At 71.6% G+C, this 13,253-nt stretch carries 15 protein-coding genes and 1 pseudogene; 10 read left to right on the plus strand and 6 right to left on the minus strand.

All coding sequences use genetic code 11. The annotated features are described in order from the left end of the window. Positions 1 to 12 precede the first annotated feature (12 nt). On the minus strand, positions 13 to 1,506 hold the full coding sequence (locus PBV52_RS40465; RefSeq protein WP_274245725.1) for a bifunctional phosphatase PAP2/diacylglycerol kinase family protein: 1,494 nt from the start codon (positions 1,504 to 1,506) through the stop codon (positions 13 to 15). A gap of 72 nt (positions 1,507 to 1,578) precedes the next feature. On the opposite strand from PBV52_RS40465, the gene PBV52_RS40470 reads away from it, so the two are divergent. Together PBV52_RS40470 and PBV52_RS40475 are read left to right on the plus strand one after the other, a co-directional pair. After that, complete coding sequence (locus PBV52_RS40470; RefSeq protein ID WP_274245727.1) at positions 1,579 to 2,232, plus strand: histidine phosphatase family protein; 654 nt, start codon at positions 1,579 to 1,581, stop codon at positions 2,230 to 2,232. 91 nt (positions 2,233 to 2,323) lie between these two features. Next, complete coding sequence (locus PBV52_RS40475; RefSeq protein ID WP_274245729.1) at positions 2,324 to 3,943, plus strand: ABC-F family ATP-binding cassette domain-containing protein; 1,620 nt, start codon at positions 2,324 to 2,326, stop codon at positions 3,941 to 3,943. Between the two features lie 38 nt (positions 3,944 to 3,981). Here PBV52_RS40475 and PBV52_RS40480 read toward each other — a convergent pair whose 3' ends face one another. Then, positions 3,982 to 5,088 carry a Vms1/Ankzf1 family peptidyl-tRNA hydrolase gene (locus PBV52_RS40480; protein ID WP_274245731.1) on the minus strand — a complete coding sequence of 369 codons (1,107 nt, stop codon included), beginning with the start codon at positions 5,086 to 5,088 and terminating at the stop codon, positions 3,982 to 3,984. A 58-nt stretch (positions 5,089 to 5,146) separates the two neighbouring features. Here PBV52_RS40480 and PBV52_RS40485 point away from each other — a divergent pair, with 58 nt between their 5' ends. Then, complete coding sequence (locus PBV52_RS40485; RefSeq protein ID WP_274245733.1) at positions 5,147 to 5,431, plus strand: DUF6158 family protein; 285 nt, start codon at positions 5,147 to 5,149, stop codon at positions 5,429 to 5,431. A gap of 234 nt (positions 5,432 to 5,665) precedes the next feature. Here PBV52_RS40485 and PBV52_RS51930 read toward each other — a convergent pair. From PBV52_RS51930 to PBV52_RS40505, 4 genes and pseudogenes are all read right to left on the minus strand, one after another. Then, positions 5,666 to 5,752: pseudogene (locus PBV52_RS51930) on the minus strand (catalase); the annotation flags it as partial. 42 nt (positions 5,753 to 5,794) lie between these two features. Continuing rightward, positions 5,795 to 6,352, minus strand: a complete 558-nt coding sequence (locus tag PBV52_RS40495) for a type 1 glutamine amidotransferase domain-containing protein (RefSeq protein ID WP_274245737.1) — start codon at positions 6,350 to 6,352, stop codon at positions 5,795 to 5,797. Between the two features lie 163 nt (positions 6,353 to 6,515). Then, positions 6,516 to 6,935, minus strand: coding sequence for a CBS domain-containing protein (locus PBV52_RS40500; RefSeq protein WP_274245739.1), 420 nt, complete (start codon positions 6,933 to 6,935; stop codon positions 6,516 to 6,518). An 87-nt stretch (positions 6,936 to 7,022) separates the two neighbouring features. After that, on the minus strand, positions 7,023 to 7,427 hold the full coding sequence (locus PBV52_RS40505; protein WP_274245741.1) for a DUF2795 domain-containing protein: 405 nt from the start codon (positions 7,425 to 7,427) through the stop codon (positions 7,023 to 7,025). A 145-nt stretch (positions 7,428 to 7,572) separates the two neighbouring features. Here PBV52_RS40505 and PBV52_RS40510 point away from each other — a divergent pair, with 145 nt between their 5' ends. The 7 genes from PBV52_RS40510 to PBV52_RS40540 all read left to right on the plus strand — a co-directional run bounded on the left by PBV52_RS40510 (position 7,573) and on the right by PBV52_RS40540 (position 13,073). Beyond that, on the plus strand, positions 7,573 to 7,728 hold the full coding sequence (locus PBV52_RS40510; RefSeq protein WP_274245742.1) for a hypothetical protein: 156 nt from the start codon (positions 7,573 to 7,575) through the stop codon (positions 7,726 to 7,728). Positions 7,729 to 8,366: 638 nt separating this feature from the next. Beyond that, on the plus strand, positions 8,367 to 8,588 hold the full coding sequence (locus PBV52_RS40515) for a CbtB-domain containing protein (protein ID WP_274245744.1): 222 nt from the start codon (positions 8,367 to 8,369) through the stop codon (positions 8,586 to 8,588). Positions 8,589 to 8,604: 16 nt separating this feature from the next. Next, positions 8,605 to 9,348 (plus strand): CbtA family protein, encoded by a 744-nt coding sequence (locus PBV52_RS40520; RefSeq protein ID WP_274245745.1) that lies wholly within the window; start codon positions 8,605 to 8,607, stop codon positions 9,346 to 9,348. Positions 9,349 to 9,463: 115 nt separating this feature from the next. Continuing rightward, a complete protein-coding gene (locus tag PBV52_RS40525) occupies positions 9,464 to 9,874 on the plus strand; it encodes a hypothetical protein (RefSeq protein ID WP_274245747.1) in 411 nt (136 codons plus the stop codon). A gap of 194 nt (positions 9,875 to 10,068) precedes the next feature. Further along, positions 10,069 to 10,491 carry a hypothetical protein gene (locus tag PBV52_RS40530; protein ID WP_274245749.1) on the plus strand — a complete coding sequence of 141 codons (423 nt, stop codon included), beginning with the start codon at positions 10,069 to 10,071 and terminating at the stop codon, positions 10,489 to 10,491. A 141-nt stretch (positions 10,492 to 10,632) separates the two neighbouring features. Next, entirely contained in the window at positions 10,633 to 11,775 is a 1,143-nt protein-coding gene (locus PBV52_RS40535; RefSeq protein ID WP_274245751.1) for a PLP-dependent cysteine synthase family protein, read from the plus strand. Then, positions 11,772 to 13,073 (plus strand): MFS transporter, encoded by a 1,302-nt coding sequence (locus PBV52_RS40540; RefSeq protein ID WP_274245753.1) that lies wholly within the window; start codon positions 11,772 to 11,774, stop codon positions 13,071 to 13,073. The genes PBV52_RS40535 and PBV52_RS40540 overlap by 4 nt, the downstream gene beginning before the upstream one ends. Positions 13,074 to 13,253: the final 180 nt, after the last annotated feature.

Genomic DNA, 13,253 nt, shown 5'->3' on the forward strand with positions numbered 1-13,253 from the left:
ACTGACGGACCATCAGGTGCCCGGCAGTGGACGGTAGACCGTCAGCGCCTCCGGCAGCTTCTCCAGCGTCACCTCGCCCCCCACCTCGGTGACTTCGCCGTCGTACGCGAGGAGCGCGCCCGGGGTGACCCCCGACAGGTGCAGTCGGCCCACCTGGACCGCCGCATGGGCCGGAGAGCGGGTCAGCGGGCCCGCGAGGGCGGCCGCGAGCAGGCGCAGAGCGGGGCGGCGGCCGCCGTGCACGACCCGTACGTCGAGTACGCCGTCCGCGAGGTCCAGGCGGCGGGCGGGCGCGAGGCCCAGCCGGTGGTAGGTGCCGTTCCCGGCGAACAGCAGCCACAACGGGTGGGCGCGGCCGGCGACTTCGGTGTGCAGCGGGTGGCGGTCGCTGCGCAGGACGCGCAGGGTCGCGAGCACGCCGGCCGGCCAGGCGCCGATCCGGGGCGAGAAGCGGTCGCGCTTGCGCACCAGCTCCGGATACACGCCCAGGCTGCAGGTGTTGAGGAACAGGCCGTGCTGTCCGTCGCAGGTGAACCGGCCCACGTCCACGCGCACGGCCTCGCCCCGCCGGACGGCGCGGATCAGATCGCGTTCGTCCTCCACGCCCAGGTCGTGGGCGAAGTGGTTCAGCGTGCCGCCGGGCAGCACGGCGAGGGGCAGACCGTGCCGCAGGGCCACCTCGGCGGCCGCGTTCACCGTGCCGTCGCCGCCGCACACGCCGAGTACCCGCGCGCGGGCCGCCGCCTTGTTCAACTCGGCGCCAATGTAGTCCGGTTCGCACTCGACGACCTCGGCGCGCGGCAGCGCGTCCAGCAGGGCGTGCACCCGGTCTGCCGTGCGCGCCCCCTTGTTGGCCACCACGACGAGCCCGGCTCCGTCCGGCAGCGCCGGAACGTCCGTACGAGGCCGGGCCGGTGGGATCAGCCGATCACGCGTCGGCACCATGCCCCGCACCGCGAACGCCGCACCCGTGCCCAGGGCCGCGCCCGCCAGCACGTCGCTCGGGAAGTGGACGCCGGTGTAGACGCGCGACAGCGCGACCGACCAGGCGATCGGGGCCACCACCAGGCCCCACGCGGGCGACTCCAGGGCGACACCGGTCGCGAACGCGGCCGCCGACGCGGCGTGACCCGACGGGAACGAGGTGGTGATCGGCTGCCGCTTCAGCTGCCGGACCAGCGGTACGGGGTCCAGGACGGGGCGGGGACGGCGTACCGACCGCTTGCCGAGGGTGTTGATGGTCAGCGAGGCCAGGCTCAGCGAGGCGAGACCCCGAGCCGCGGCCCGGCGGCCCCGTGGCGTACTGCCGGCGGCGATGGCGGCGGCCGTCGCGAACCACAGCACCCCGTGGTTCGCGCTCCGGCTCAGCCGCGGCAGGACCCGCTCGGCATACGGCCAGTTCCGCTCGGCGGCGAACTCGAACAGCCGGGAGTCGAGGGCGAGGAGCCGGTCGCGCAGGGCGTGCCGGCCGGGCTTCGGGACGGTGAGGTCGACGTCTGGGCTCATACAGGGCTGGGTACCCTGAAGTGGCCGATTCCTGTCCGGCCGACGGTGACCGACACACGGAGGAACCCGTACATGCGCCTGCTCCTCGTCCGCCACGGACAGACGCCCTCCAACGTGGAGTACCTGCTGGACACGGCCGTCCCCGGGGCCGGCCTGACCGCACTCGGCGAACAGCAGGCCGCCGCCCTCCCAGCGGCGCTGGCCGACGAGGACATCGAGGCGATCTACGCCTCCACGCTGATCCGCACCCAGCTCACCGCCGCCCCGCTGGCTGCCGTGCACCGCCTCGACGTGCTCGTGCGCGACGGGATCCGTGAGGTGTTCGCGGGGGAGCTGGAGATGCTGCGCGGTGACACGGAGGCCGGGCACGCCTACATGAAGACCGTGTTCGCCTGGGCGGCCGGCGACACGGAGCTGCACATGCCGGGTGGTGAGAGCGGGGCGCAGGCGCTGGCGCGCTATGACGCCGTGGTGGCGGAGGCCGCCGACAGCGGGGCCGGGACCGTGGTGATGGTGAGCCACGGTGCCGCGATCCGCTTGTGGACGGCGGCGCGGGCGGGCAACGTCGACGTCGCCTTCGCCGCCGCGCGGCCGCTCGACAACACCGGCGTGGTGATCCTGGAGGGGTCACCGTCCGATGGGTGGAAGGCGCTGACCTGGGCGGGGGCTGTGGTGGCTCCGGCGGGGGAGGGTGGGCCGACGGGGCGGCCGGTGGACGCCGAGTAGGCCGCGCGCGGCCGCTTCGGCCCTGAAAGGGGAAGTGAGCGCCGGATAAGCGTTTGCCCGGTGCCGTTGGTGGACCTCAGAATGCGGCCCTATGGGACACCTGGAAGCCGCGCACCTCGAGTACTACCTCCCCGACGGGAGGGCGTTGCTCGGCGACGTGTCGTTCCGGGTGGGCGAAGGCGCCGTCGTGGCGCTCGTCGGGCCCAACGGTGCCGGCAAGACGACCCTGCTGCGGCTGATCTCCGGCGAGCTGAAACCGCACGGCGGCACCGTCACCGTCAGTGGCGGCCTCGGCGTGATGCGGCAGTTCGTGGGATCCGTACGGGACGAGACGACCGTACGCGACCTGCTCGTGTCGGTCGCGCCGCCCCGCATCCGCGAGGCCGCGAAGGCCGTCGACACCGCCGAGCACGCCCTCATGACCGTCGACGACGAGGCCGCCCAGCTCAAGTACGCGCAGGCGCTCGCCGACTGGGCCGAGGCGCGCGGGTACGAGGCCGAGACGCTGTGGGACATGTGCACCACGGCCGCGCTCGGCGTGCCGTACGAGAAGGCGCAGTGGCGCCAGGTGCGCACGCTCTCCGGCGGTGAGCAGAAGCGGCTGGTGCTGGAGGCGCTGCTGCGCGGCACCGACGAGGTGCTGCTGCTCGACGAGCCCGACAACTACCTCGACGTACCCGGCAAGCGGTGGCTGGAGGAGCGGCTGAAGGAGACCCGCAAGACGGTCCTCTTCGTCTCCCACGACCGTGAACTCCTCGCCCGCGCCGCCGAGAAGATCGTCTCCGTGGAACCCTCGCCTGCCGGGGCCGACGCCTGGGTGCACGGCGGCGGCTTCGCGACGTACCACGAGGCGCGGCGCCAGCGCTTCGCCCGCTTCGAGGAGTTGCGCAAACGCTGGGACGAGAAGCACGCGCAGCTGAAGAAGCTGGTGCTGACCCTCCGTCAAGCCGCCGAGAACAGCCCCGACATGGCCTCCCGTTACCGGGCCGCCCAGACCAGGCTGCGCAAGTTCGAGGAGGCGGGACCGCCGCCGGAGCCGCCGCGCGAGCAGGACATCAGGATGCGGCTGAAGGGCGGCCGTACCGGGATGAGGGCCGTCACCTGCAAGGGGCTTGAGCTCACGGGTCTGATGAAGCCGTTCTCCCTGGAGGTCTTCTACGGCGAACGCGTCGCCGTCCTCGGCTCCAACGGCTCCGGCAAGTCGCACTTCCTGCGTCTGCTGGCCGGCGACGACGTCGCGCACACGGGCGAGTGGAAGCTGGGCGCGCGCGTCGTGCCCGGCCACTTCGCGCAGACGCACGCGCACCCCGAGCTGATGGGCCGGACCCTCCTCGACATCCTGTGGAAGGAGCACGCCCAGGACCGGGGCGCCGCGATGTCCCGGCTGCGCCGCTACGAGCTCACCCATCAGGCCGAGCAGGCCTTCGACCGCCTCTCCGGCGGCCAGCAGGCCCGCTTCCAGATCCTCCTGCTGGAGCTGGAGGGGGTCACGGCCCTGCTCCTCGACGAGCCGACCGACAACCTCGACCTGGAGTCCGCGGAGGCGCTCCAGGAGGGGCTGGAGGCCTTCGAGGGCACGGTGCTGGCGGTGACGCACGACCGCTGGTTCGCCCGCTCCTTCGACCGTTACCTGGTCTTCGGCAGCGACGGGCGCGTCCGCGAGACACCGGAGCCGGTGTGGGACGAACGGAGGGTGGAGCGGCCGCGGTAGTTCTTCGGCCCTGAACGGGCCTCGTCCTCAAACGGCGCTCAGGTCCAGCGCAACAGTGCCCCCAGCCCGCCCGCCGGCTCCGTGGCCGGGGCCGCCGGTGTCACCGACAGCGCGGGTGCGCCCGTCGCGACCGCGCACCGGATCAGCGCGTCATCCGCACGGGCCGCCCAGGAGCGCTGCTCGCCGAGGATCTTCAGGTCCGTACGGCGTACCGCCACCTGGTCCGGATCCTCGCCGATCCACACCTCGCGGTGGGCGTCGGGAGCGTCCGGGCGAATCAGGAGTTCGTCGATACGGTGCTCCCGCGCGGCCTCGATCAGCGCCGGTACGCCCTCCACCGCGGCGGAGCGCCCCTCGGGATCCGGCGCGCGGGCCGCCAGGAACCGTTCCAGCTCGCGTTCCGCCCGCTGCCGTACATGGTCCTCGCGCGCCTGTTCGACGTCCGCGTCGAGCAGCCTGCTGCCGGTGCCGTGCGGGGCCTCGACCACGAGGTCGTGCAGCCGCTGCGGCAGCCGGTCGTGCACGGTCCGCCGCTCCCGGTCGTCACCCACGAGGATCAGCAGGTCGGCGCGGGTCTCCTCCTGGCAGACGGTGAGCGCGTCGGCGATCTCGGCCGCGTTGTGCTCCCAGGTGTTCTCCACCTTGAGCTGGAAGTGCCGCTCGGACCAGTCGACCGTGCTCGTACGGTGGATCGGATGCTGCCGGCCGGTGACCGAACCGACGTCCTGCCGGCCCAGCGCGGTGCGCAGCTCGAAGGCGGCGCCCTTGCGATCGACGTAGGCCACCACACAGACCGGGTCCTCACCCGCCAGCTCCAGCAGCGGCGCGGTGTGCGGCAGCGGCGCCCAGTGGGCGCTGTCGCGCAGCGGGGCGCGGGCCAGGGGCGGATCCAGGACCACCTCACCCGCTCGGGCGAAGACCGCACGTCCATGGGGCTCGGAGGAGTGCTCCAACTCCTCCAGCGCGTTCCGTACGGCCCGGCAGGTCGCGTCGTCGGCGCCCTGCTCGGCCAGTTCCCGGGACAGGGCCTGGGCGGTCAGGTGGCGCTCATGCGGTGTGTCCTCCGTGTGCCGGGAGGTGTCCACGTACACGGAGGCCCAGGGCCCGGAGTGTTCGTACAGTGGATGCAGAAAGGCGAGATCCATGGTCTCTCCCGTACGCCGCTCGGGGGCTGTGTGCTCCACGGGCGGGTACCCGGACCGCATGAATGAACACGACGAGCGGGGCACCACCATGACCGGAGTCGACCCCGGCCGGCTGGACGACCAACAGCTCATGAAAGAGCTGGAGACCATCCACCGGACGCGCCACGACACGCTGCTGTACGGCTCGAACGACGCGCTGCGGGCCCACAACGAACGCATGGCGCAGCTGGAGGGCGAGTACCTGCGCCGCAACCCACGCCGCACGGTGGCCGCGGGCCGAACCCGCGAGGGCGCCCGCGACCGCTGCGCGGGCAGCCCGGAGCCGACGGTCCCGCCGGTGTGAGCCGGAGCGGGGCCGAGTCCTCCGGGGTGGGCCCGCAGACGGGACGAGGCCGGGCCGCGGCCCAGCCTCGTCGTTCGCCTGCTCAGCAGTGCACCGGCGGTGGGCCGCCGCGGCGGAGGTGAAGGCGCGCAGGAAGTCCTCGCTCGCCGGGCCCGGGGACGTGTCCGTCGCCGCGCAGTGACTCCAGGCTCAGCGCGGGGCAGGACAGCGTGCGAAGGTGGGACCGCCCAGCCGCGGTTTGCGGTTCAGCACCATCCGGCCGATCGGCCGCACCGGCACCTGCTCCCCCGGGATGAGCTTCGTGGCGTCGAGCAGATCGAAGTACGGGAAGCGGCCCCTTTTCATTGTTCTTCGGGGCCTCCATCAGCGTCGGCCCGCCTCCTCGGACTCCTTGGCGAACACGTCGAGGAACGTCTCGCAGAAGGCCTTCAGATCGTTCGGCTTACGGCTGGTGACCAGCTTGTTGGGGCCGTGGTCGCAGATGCGCACCTGCTCGTCGACCCAGGTGCCGCCCGCGTTGCGGATGTCGGTCTGCAGGCTCGGCCAGGAGGTCAGCACCCGGCCGCGTACGACGTCCGCCTCCACCAGCGTCCACGGGGCGTGGCAGATCGCGGCGACCGGCCGGCCCTGCTCGAAGAAGTCCCGCACGAACGCGACGGCCTTGCGGTTCATCCGCAGATAGTCCGGATTGGCGACCCCGCCCGGCAGGACGAGCCCGCCGAAGGAGTCGGCCGACGTCTCGCCGACGACCTCCTGCACGGGGAACTTCTCCGCCTTGTCGAGATGATGGAACGCCTGGATCGTGCCCGGCTTCGTCGACACGAGCACCGGCTCGTGCCCCGCGTCCACCGCCGCCTGCCACGGATCGGTGAGCTCGACCTGCTCGACGCCCTCGGGTGCGGTCAGAAAAGCGATACGCATGATGTCTCCACGTCCTTCCGTGCCTGTGAAATGGCCTTTTGTGCCTGTGAAACGGGCCTTGTGGCTGGTCGGGCGCTTGTGACGTGCCACAGCGCAGCCGGGACCTCAGCGGTCCGGTCCCGGCTCATGCGCCTCACTACTCGTCACTCGTCACTACTCGTCACTACTCGTCCGGAGCGGCGCGGCTGATCTCGGCCAGTGCCGACTCGGGGTCCTGGTTCTCGGCCAGGTCGCCGAGGCTGACCACGCCGACCGGCAAGCCGTTCTCCACCACCGGCAGTCGCCGTACCGCGTGCTCGCGCATCAGTGAGACCGCGACGGACACGCGCTCGCCCGGGTCGATCATCACCGGGTCCCGGGTGCACACGGACTGGACGCTCACCGTCAGCGGATCGGCGCCGTCCGCGACCGCCCGCACCGTGATGTCACGGTCGGTGAGCAGGCCCACGACCTGCTGCCCGTCGGCCACCACCACATCGCCGATGTCCTGCGCGCGCATCAGCTGTGCGGCCTCGACGAGGGAGGCGTCCGGACGGACGGCGACCACCCCCGGTGTCATGACGTCCCTCACGAAATCAGCCATCCCTGGCACCTCCTGCGTTCCCCGGCCGGTACGGGTGCCGCGGCCGCGTCGGTGTGATCCGGCCCGCAGTACCCGCCGACCGGGCCCCTATGCGTTCCTCCGCCCCGTGGACCGCTCGGCCCCGGTCAGGGCCTCGGCCAGTTCCTGGACGTTGGCGTAGCGCGACGAACGCGGCAGCCGCTCCAACGGCTCGACCAGGGCGTCGGGCGCGTACCCACGGCGCAGCGCGACGATCAGCTCCCGGGTGGTCGCCGGGAAGGCGCTACGGCCCAGAATCCGCGCCAGCTCCAGCCGGACCGTCGCCAGCGATGCCGTGGAGGGCCCCGGCCACCCCACCGGCCCGCCGGCGACCTCGGGGTCGTCGTCGGCCGATGGCTCCGGGTCGTGCCACTCCTCGGTCCGGGTGGGGTGCCCGGACCGCAGCAGCCCCTGCAGTTCGTGCTTCATCTCGTCGTCACGGTGGACGCTCAGCCGGTCACTGCCTCGCTGCATGACTCCCTCCAGATCTTCGGGCGTGCGCACCGCGTACCCGCACATCGGGGGCCGACACAGGGTTTGCACACCGGAAGGAGGGAGACCCGGTCCCTTACCCCCCGCGCACGTCCCACGCACGTCGGTTCTGGGGAAGGACCAGGTCATGGCACTGCTCGCTGTGCTACTCCCGCTTCTCATGCTCGGCGTGGTGCTGGCACTGGGGCGGTACGAGGAGTTGTTGTTGCCGCGAAGGGAGCCGGATCCCTTCGAGCCCGCCACACCGCCGACTTCCAAGGTGCGCCATCAGACCTCGGGCTGATCGTCCTCCGCCGTGCGATGCCGGGCCGGAGGGCGGCCAGGACGGACTTGGTGCGCAGGGTGTCGGGGTGATCGGGCCCCAGCGAAACCGCCCAGCCTGGTCGAGCTCCCGCAGGCGTCGCAGGACGTTCTCGGCCTCGCCCCGCTCGTAGAGGTACCGGCAGCCCTCGCCCGCCGCGTGACGGACGGCCGGGGGGATGAGGTCGCGGGAGGTGACGGCAGGCAGGGCGACTTCGGTAGACGTGCCGGCTCGGGCGACGCCCATGGCCTCGGCCGCTGCGCCAGCTGTTCGGGAATCCGTACGAGATCCCCGGCCGCCACCCACCAGACCACGTCGTACTCGCCGCTGCAGGAGCTCGGGGTAGTCGGGCGAGCCGGTTCTGTAGGGCGATTGAGAAGAGTTCAGTGAACCACGGTCGGCTCATGGTGGGTGGCGTACGCCATGTTGGCCGATCCTCGTCCTGCCCCTACCATCCGGGATGACAAGGACGACGGTACGACGGAAGCCCGGTGCAAGTCCGGCACGGTCGCGCCACTGTGTGCCGCCCTTCCCGCGGGAGGTGGTGGTGAGTCAGACCCCATGCCGTCGTCGCGTGCTCCACACGACACGGGACGCGTTGTTCCCGAGGAGGTCTCGCCATGGCGCAGTCCACTGCCGCCCCTGCCCCCACCACCAAGGCTGCCATCGCACCACTGCCGCTCAAGTCGATCGCTCCGTGGGCGGTGTTCTTCGGCGTCCTGATGCTCGTCCTGCTGTACTTCGTGGGTGCCGAACAGGGCGCCACCTCCGTCCTCTCCGGTGAGGGCGTGCACGAGTGGGTGCACGACGCCCGCCATCTGCTCGGCTTCCCCTGCCACTGAGACGGACGGAACACCTGTGAATTCCGCCGTCGTGCGCACCCTGCTGGTGCGCGGCATGCTCGCCGGCCTCGGCGCCGCGGTCCCGGCTCTGGTCTTCGCCTACCTGGTGGGCGAAGGGCCGGTGGACGCGGCGATCACCTTCGAGTCGGCCAACTCCCATGAGCACGGTGAGGAGTTGGTCAGCCGGACGATGCAGTCCACCGCCGGGCTGGCCACTGGGGTCCTGGTCTTCGGGGTGGCGGTCGGCGGGATCGCCGCCCTGGCCTTCTGTTTCGCGCTGGGGCGTATCGGCCGGTTCTCGGCTCGGGCCACCGCCGCCCTGACCGCACTGGCCGCGTTCGTCCTCGGGTACCTGGTGCCGATGCTCAAGTACCCGGCGAACCCGCCCGCGGTCGGCAACCCGGACACCATCGGCAAGCGCACCGCACTGTTCTTCCTGATGATCGTGCTCACTGTGCTGCTGGGCATCGCGGCCGTCCTGATCGGCCGCCGCCTGGCGCCCCGGTGGGGCAACTGGAACGCCTCCACCGCCGCGGGCCTGGCGTTCGCGGCGGCCGTCGCGGTCGCCATGGTGTTCCTGCCGTCCGGGGACAACACCCCGAGCGGTTTCCCCGCCAACGACCTGTGGGAGTTCCGGCTCGCCTCGATCGGCGTGCAGGTCGTGCTGTGGGCGGGCTTCGGCCTGCTCTTCGGGTACTTGGCCGAACGCGTCCTCGAACCGAGGGCGCCGAGGAACCAGGCGCCGACACCGGTCGCCTGACCCACCACAAGCAGCACCAGGACCCGTCGGGGGCGCGCCCGACGGGTCCTGGCGTTTGACCCGGGGTTTCCGGAGCGGTGTTCGATCGCTGTCGACCAACCGCTAGGATCACGGCATGGTTACGGCTTGGTCGCCCTGGCGCATCGTCAGGACCCGCTGCGGCGCGGGTCCGTTGCTGCGCGTGCTGAACTTGTCCCTGTGCCTGTTCGGCGTCCTCGTGGCGCACGGTGTGCACGTGGAGAGCGGCAACGACGTTCACCACGCGGCCGTCGCGACTGTGCCGCTGTTCGCCGCGGAAGCCGACGATCACCATGGCGGCCACGTGCCGTCACAGCCTGGCGAGCATTGTGCGGCCGGGCAGCCTCAGCAGGGTTCTGTCCTGGTGTCGCCCTGCTCCGCAGCGTCGGTTCGCGCATCGACCGGTGCCGATGATGCCTCGACCCTGCGCATGTCCGCTGCCGGTCGGCCCATCGACGGGGCGTCACCAGTTGCTCTGAGAGCGGCCTTGGTGGTGCAGCAGACCTAGGAGTAGGCGTCCTCCAACCGGCCGCCGGTCTTCACCGGTTCGGCTGGTGCCGCGTGACGAGCGTCGTATCCCGTGCTCATGATGAGCCGTCACGTTCGTCGAATGCCGTCCTGCCCCACCCATGTCTGCGCCTCACTCCGCACTTGCCGGAGCCGCGGCAGCAGCGCGGAGGACCTGTGCCGACACTTTCCCGTATGCCCGCGCACGCCCCATGGGCTCCATGCGACTCGCCCTTGTGGCGCCGACCCGTCTCGGCGATCCGGGGCGCGCTCGTGATGGCGCTCGTGCTGTGCGCCGTCCTGCACGGCCTGTCCGAGGAGACCGACGCGTCGGTGCCCGTGTCCGCCGCCGCTTCGGCGAGGGCAGCGGGCGGGGACCCTCATGGTCCCCACGTCCCGCACGGGGCCGAGGACTGTGCCGCGGACGTGATCATCCGTACCGCGTCCGCGTCGTCCGAGGACCTTTCCCTCGGCGCGATGGTGCTCGTCGCGCTCGTCGTGCTCGTCGCCGTGTCCGTGGCGGTCGGAAGACCCCTCGTACGACCTGAAACGCGCAGACGTCGCAGCGCACGCACCGGCCGCGTGGCGCTCGTTCGTACCTCGCGGTGGCGGATCTAGACCACTCGCTCGCAGCCGACCGACATCGCCGGCTGCCGCGCGCCCATGGCGGGCACACGGACCCCTGGTCCGCCCCTGTCGCCGTGGGGCGCGAGATGAACCCGCATCGTGCATTCATCGAGCGAGAGTGAAAACACAGATATGCAGTCATTGACCAAGGCCGCGAACGACTCGGGCCGGTCCGCTCTGTCCGGACTGGTGGGCAACACCCCGCTGCTGCGGGTGTCGGAGCCACTGACCCCGGCCGGGCGCGGTTTCTGGGCGAAGCTCGAGGGGTTCAACCCCGGCGGCATCAAGGACCGTCCCGGGCTGCACATGGTGGAGCGCGCCCGGGCCCGCGGCGACCTGCGGCCCGGCGGACGGATCATCGAGTCCACGAGCGGAACCCTGGGCCTCGGACTGGCCCTGGCCGGCATGGTGTACGGCCATCCGGTCACCCTGGTCACCGATCCGGGGCTGGAGTTGTCCATGACCCGGCTGCTGACCGCGTACGGCGCCCAGGTCAACGTCGTCGCCGAGCCGCACCCCACAGGCGGCTGGCAGCAGGCCCGTCGTGAACGCGTCCGGCGGCTGCTGGAGCAACACCCCGGTTCCTGGTGCCCGGACCAGTACAACAACCCGGACAACGTCGCCGCCTACACCCCGCTGGCTCTCGAACTGGCCTCCGAGATGGGCCACATCGACGTGCTGGTGTGCAGTGTCGGCACCGGCGGCCACTCCGCGGGCGTCTCCAAGGTCCTGCGCCAGCTCTACCCGGAGCTGACCGTCGTCGGCGTGGACACGACCGGTTCGACGATCTTCGGCCAGCCCGCCCGGCCCCGCCTGATGCGCGGACTGGGCTCCAGCATCTACCCCCGCAACGTCGCCTACGAGAACTTCTCCGAGGTGCACTGGGTGGCCCCGGCCGAGGCGGTGTGGACATGCCGCCAACTGGCCGCCTCCCACTACGCCACCGGCGGATGGAGTGTCGGCGCGGTCGCGCTGGTGGCCGGCTGGCTGGCCCGGACGATGCCCGCGGACGCACGGATCGTCGCGATCTTCCCCGACGGCCCGCAGCGTTACCTGGGAACGGTCTACGACGACGACTACTGCACCGCCCACGGCTTGCTGGGCTCCCCGCCGGCGCCGGAACCGGAGCTGATCGGCTGCCTGGACGAGAAGGAGGTCACCTGCTGGAGCCGGTGCACCGCCGTGGTCGATCCCCTGTCCTTGCGGGGCACGGGACAAGACGTCGCCGAGGACGCTGCGGGCGCCGGGTCCGACTCCACGGAGGAGGGCCGGTGAAGGGGCTCCTCACCCAGGTTCGGTCGTACGAACGCAGCGTCCAGCTGTTGATGATGAACCAGTTCACCATCAACCTCGGCTTCTACATGCTGATGCCCTACCTGGCCGCCCATCTGTCCGGCACCCTCGGGCTGGCCGGCTGGGTCGTGGGGCTCGTCCTCGGCGTACGCAACTTCAGCCAGCAGGGCATGTTCCTCGTCGGCGGGACGCTCGCCGACCGGTTCGGGTACAAGCCGATGATCGTGGCCGGGTGCGTGCTGCGCACCGTCGGGTTCGCGACGCTGGGGCTGGTGGACTCGCTCGCCGCGCTGATCGCCGCATCGGCGGCCACGGGACTGGCCGGCGCGCTGTTCAACCCCGCTGTACGGGCCTACCTGGCGGCGGACGCGGGGGAGCGCAGGGTCGAGGCGTTCGCGCTGTTCAACGTCTTCTACCAGGCGGGCATCCTGCTGGGCCCGCTGGTGGGCATGGTGCTGACCGGGGTGGACTTCCGCGTCACCTGCCTCGTCGCGGCCGGGATCTTCGCGCTGCTGAGCGTCGTACAGATCCGCGCGCTGCCCGCCCGGCGGGCCGAGGACGCCGAGCGGCAGGGGGGCGACCGCGGTCAGGGCATGCTCGCCCAGTGGCGCGGCATCCTCGGCAATCGGCCGTTCCTGCTCTTCTCCCTCGCCATGATCGGTTCGTACGTCCTGTCCTTCCAGGTCTATCTGGCGCTGCCGCTGGAGGTGCGCCGGCTCGGCGGGGACGGGGAGTTCGGCACGGCGGCGGTGGCGGTGCTCTTCGCGGTCTCCGGGCTGAGCACGATCCTCGGTCAGACACGGGTGACGGCGTGGTGCAAGGCGCGGTACGAGCCCGGGCAGGCGCTGGTGCGGGGGCTGGTGGCCATGGGGCTGGCCTTCGTTCCCCTGCTGCTTGCCACCGCCGTACCCGTACCGGAGTCCGGTATCGGGCTGTGGCTGCTCGCGGCGGTGCCGCCGACGCTCGCCGCACTGCTGCTGGCGGTGGGCACGATGATCGCCTACCCGTTCGAGATGGACACCATCGTCCGCCTCTGCGGTGACCGCCTGGTCGCCACGCACTACGGGCTGTACAACACGATCTGCGGCATCGGCATCACCGTCGGGAACCTGGGCACGGGCGCCGTGCTCGACGCCGCCCGCGCGTCCGGGATGCCCGCGCTGCCGTGGATCGCGCTGTTCGCGCTGGGGCCGGCGTGCGCGGCGGCCCTGTACGGCCTGCACCGCACCGGCCGTCTGACGGCGCCGCGCACTTGTGAGCCGCTGCCCACGACAGCCTGACCCTCGGGCCCTCCGACCCTCCGGCTGGTGCTCCTGCCTGTCGTCGGCAGCATCCGCCCGCACGTGCCGGGAGCCGTCGCCGCTCAACCGCGTGACAGCTCCCGGCCGTTCGACACGGTCACGGGTGGGGTCTGTCGGACGAAAGGAAAAAGTTCAGTTCCCGTGGCCCTGACCTGGGCA

The organism is Streptomyces sp. T12 (genome assembly GCF_028736035.1).
In the GTDB taxonomy this organism is placed as follows: domain Bacteria; phylum Actinomycetota; class Actinomycetes; order Streptomycetales; family Streptomycetaceae; genus Streptomyces.

Bases quoted from the DNA above. Each gene is read 5' to 3' on its own strand.
- PBV52_RS40525 (WP_274245747.1), top strand. From the start codon at position 9,464: ATGGTTACGGCTTGGTCGCCCTGGCGCATCGTCAGGACCCGCTGCGGC.
- PBV52_RS40485 (WP_274245733.1), top strand. From the start codon at position 5,147: ATGAATGAACACGACGAGCGGGGCACCACCATGACCGGAGTCGACCCC.
- PBV52_RS40465 (WP_274245725.1), bottom strand. From the start codon at position 1,506: ATGAGCCCAGACGTCGACCTCACCGTCCCGAAGCCCGGCCGGCACGCC.
- PBV52_RS40500 (WP_274245739.1), bottom strand. From the start codon at position 6,935: ATGGCTGATTTCGTGAGGGACGTCATGACACCGGGGGTGGTCGCCGTC.
- PBV52_RS40515 (WP_274245744.1), top strand. From the start codon at position 8,367: ATGGCGCAGTCCACTGCCGCCCCTGCCCCCACCACCAAGGCTGCCATC.
- PBV52_RS40495 (WP_274245737.1), bottom strand. From the start codon at position 6,352: ATGCGTATCGCTTTTCTGACCGCACCCGAGGGCGTCGAGCAGGTCGAG.
- PBV52_RS40505 (WP_274245741.1), bottom strand. From the start codon at position 7,427: ATGCAGCGAGGCAGTGACCGGCTGAGCGTCCACCGTGACGACGAGATG.
- PBV52_RS40470 (WP_274245727.1), top strand. From the start codon at position 1,579: ATGCGCCTGCTCCTCGTCCGCCACGGACAGACGCCCTCCAACGTGGAG.
- PBV52_RS40530 (WP_274245749.1), top strand. From the start codon at position 10,069: ATGCCCGCGCACGCCCCATGGGCTCCATGCGACTCGCCCTTGTGGCGC.
- PBV52_RS40480 (WP_274245731.1), bottom strand. From the start codon at position 5,088: ATGGATCTCGCCTTTCTGCATCCACTGTACGAACACTCCGGGCCCTGG.
- PBV52_RS40535 (WP_274245751.1), top strand. From the start codon at position 10,633: ATGCAGTCATTGACCAAGGCCGCGAACGACTCGGGCCGGTCCGCTCTG.
- PBV52_RS40510 (WP_274245742.1), top strand. From the start codon at position 7,573: ATGGCACTGCTCGCTGTGCTACTCCCGCTTCTCATGCTCGGCGTGGTG.
- PBV52_RS40475 (WP_274245729.1), top strand. From the start codon at position 2,324: ATGGGACACCTGGAAGCCGCGCACCTCGAGTACTACCTCCCCGACGGG.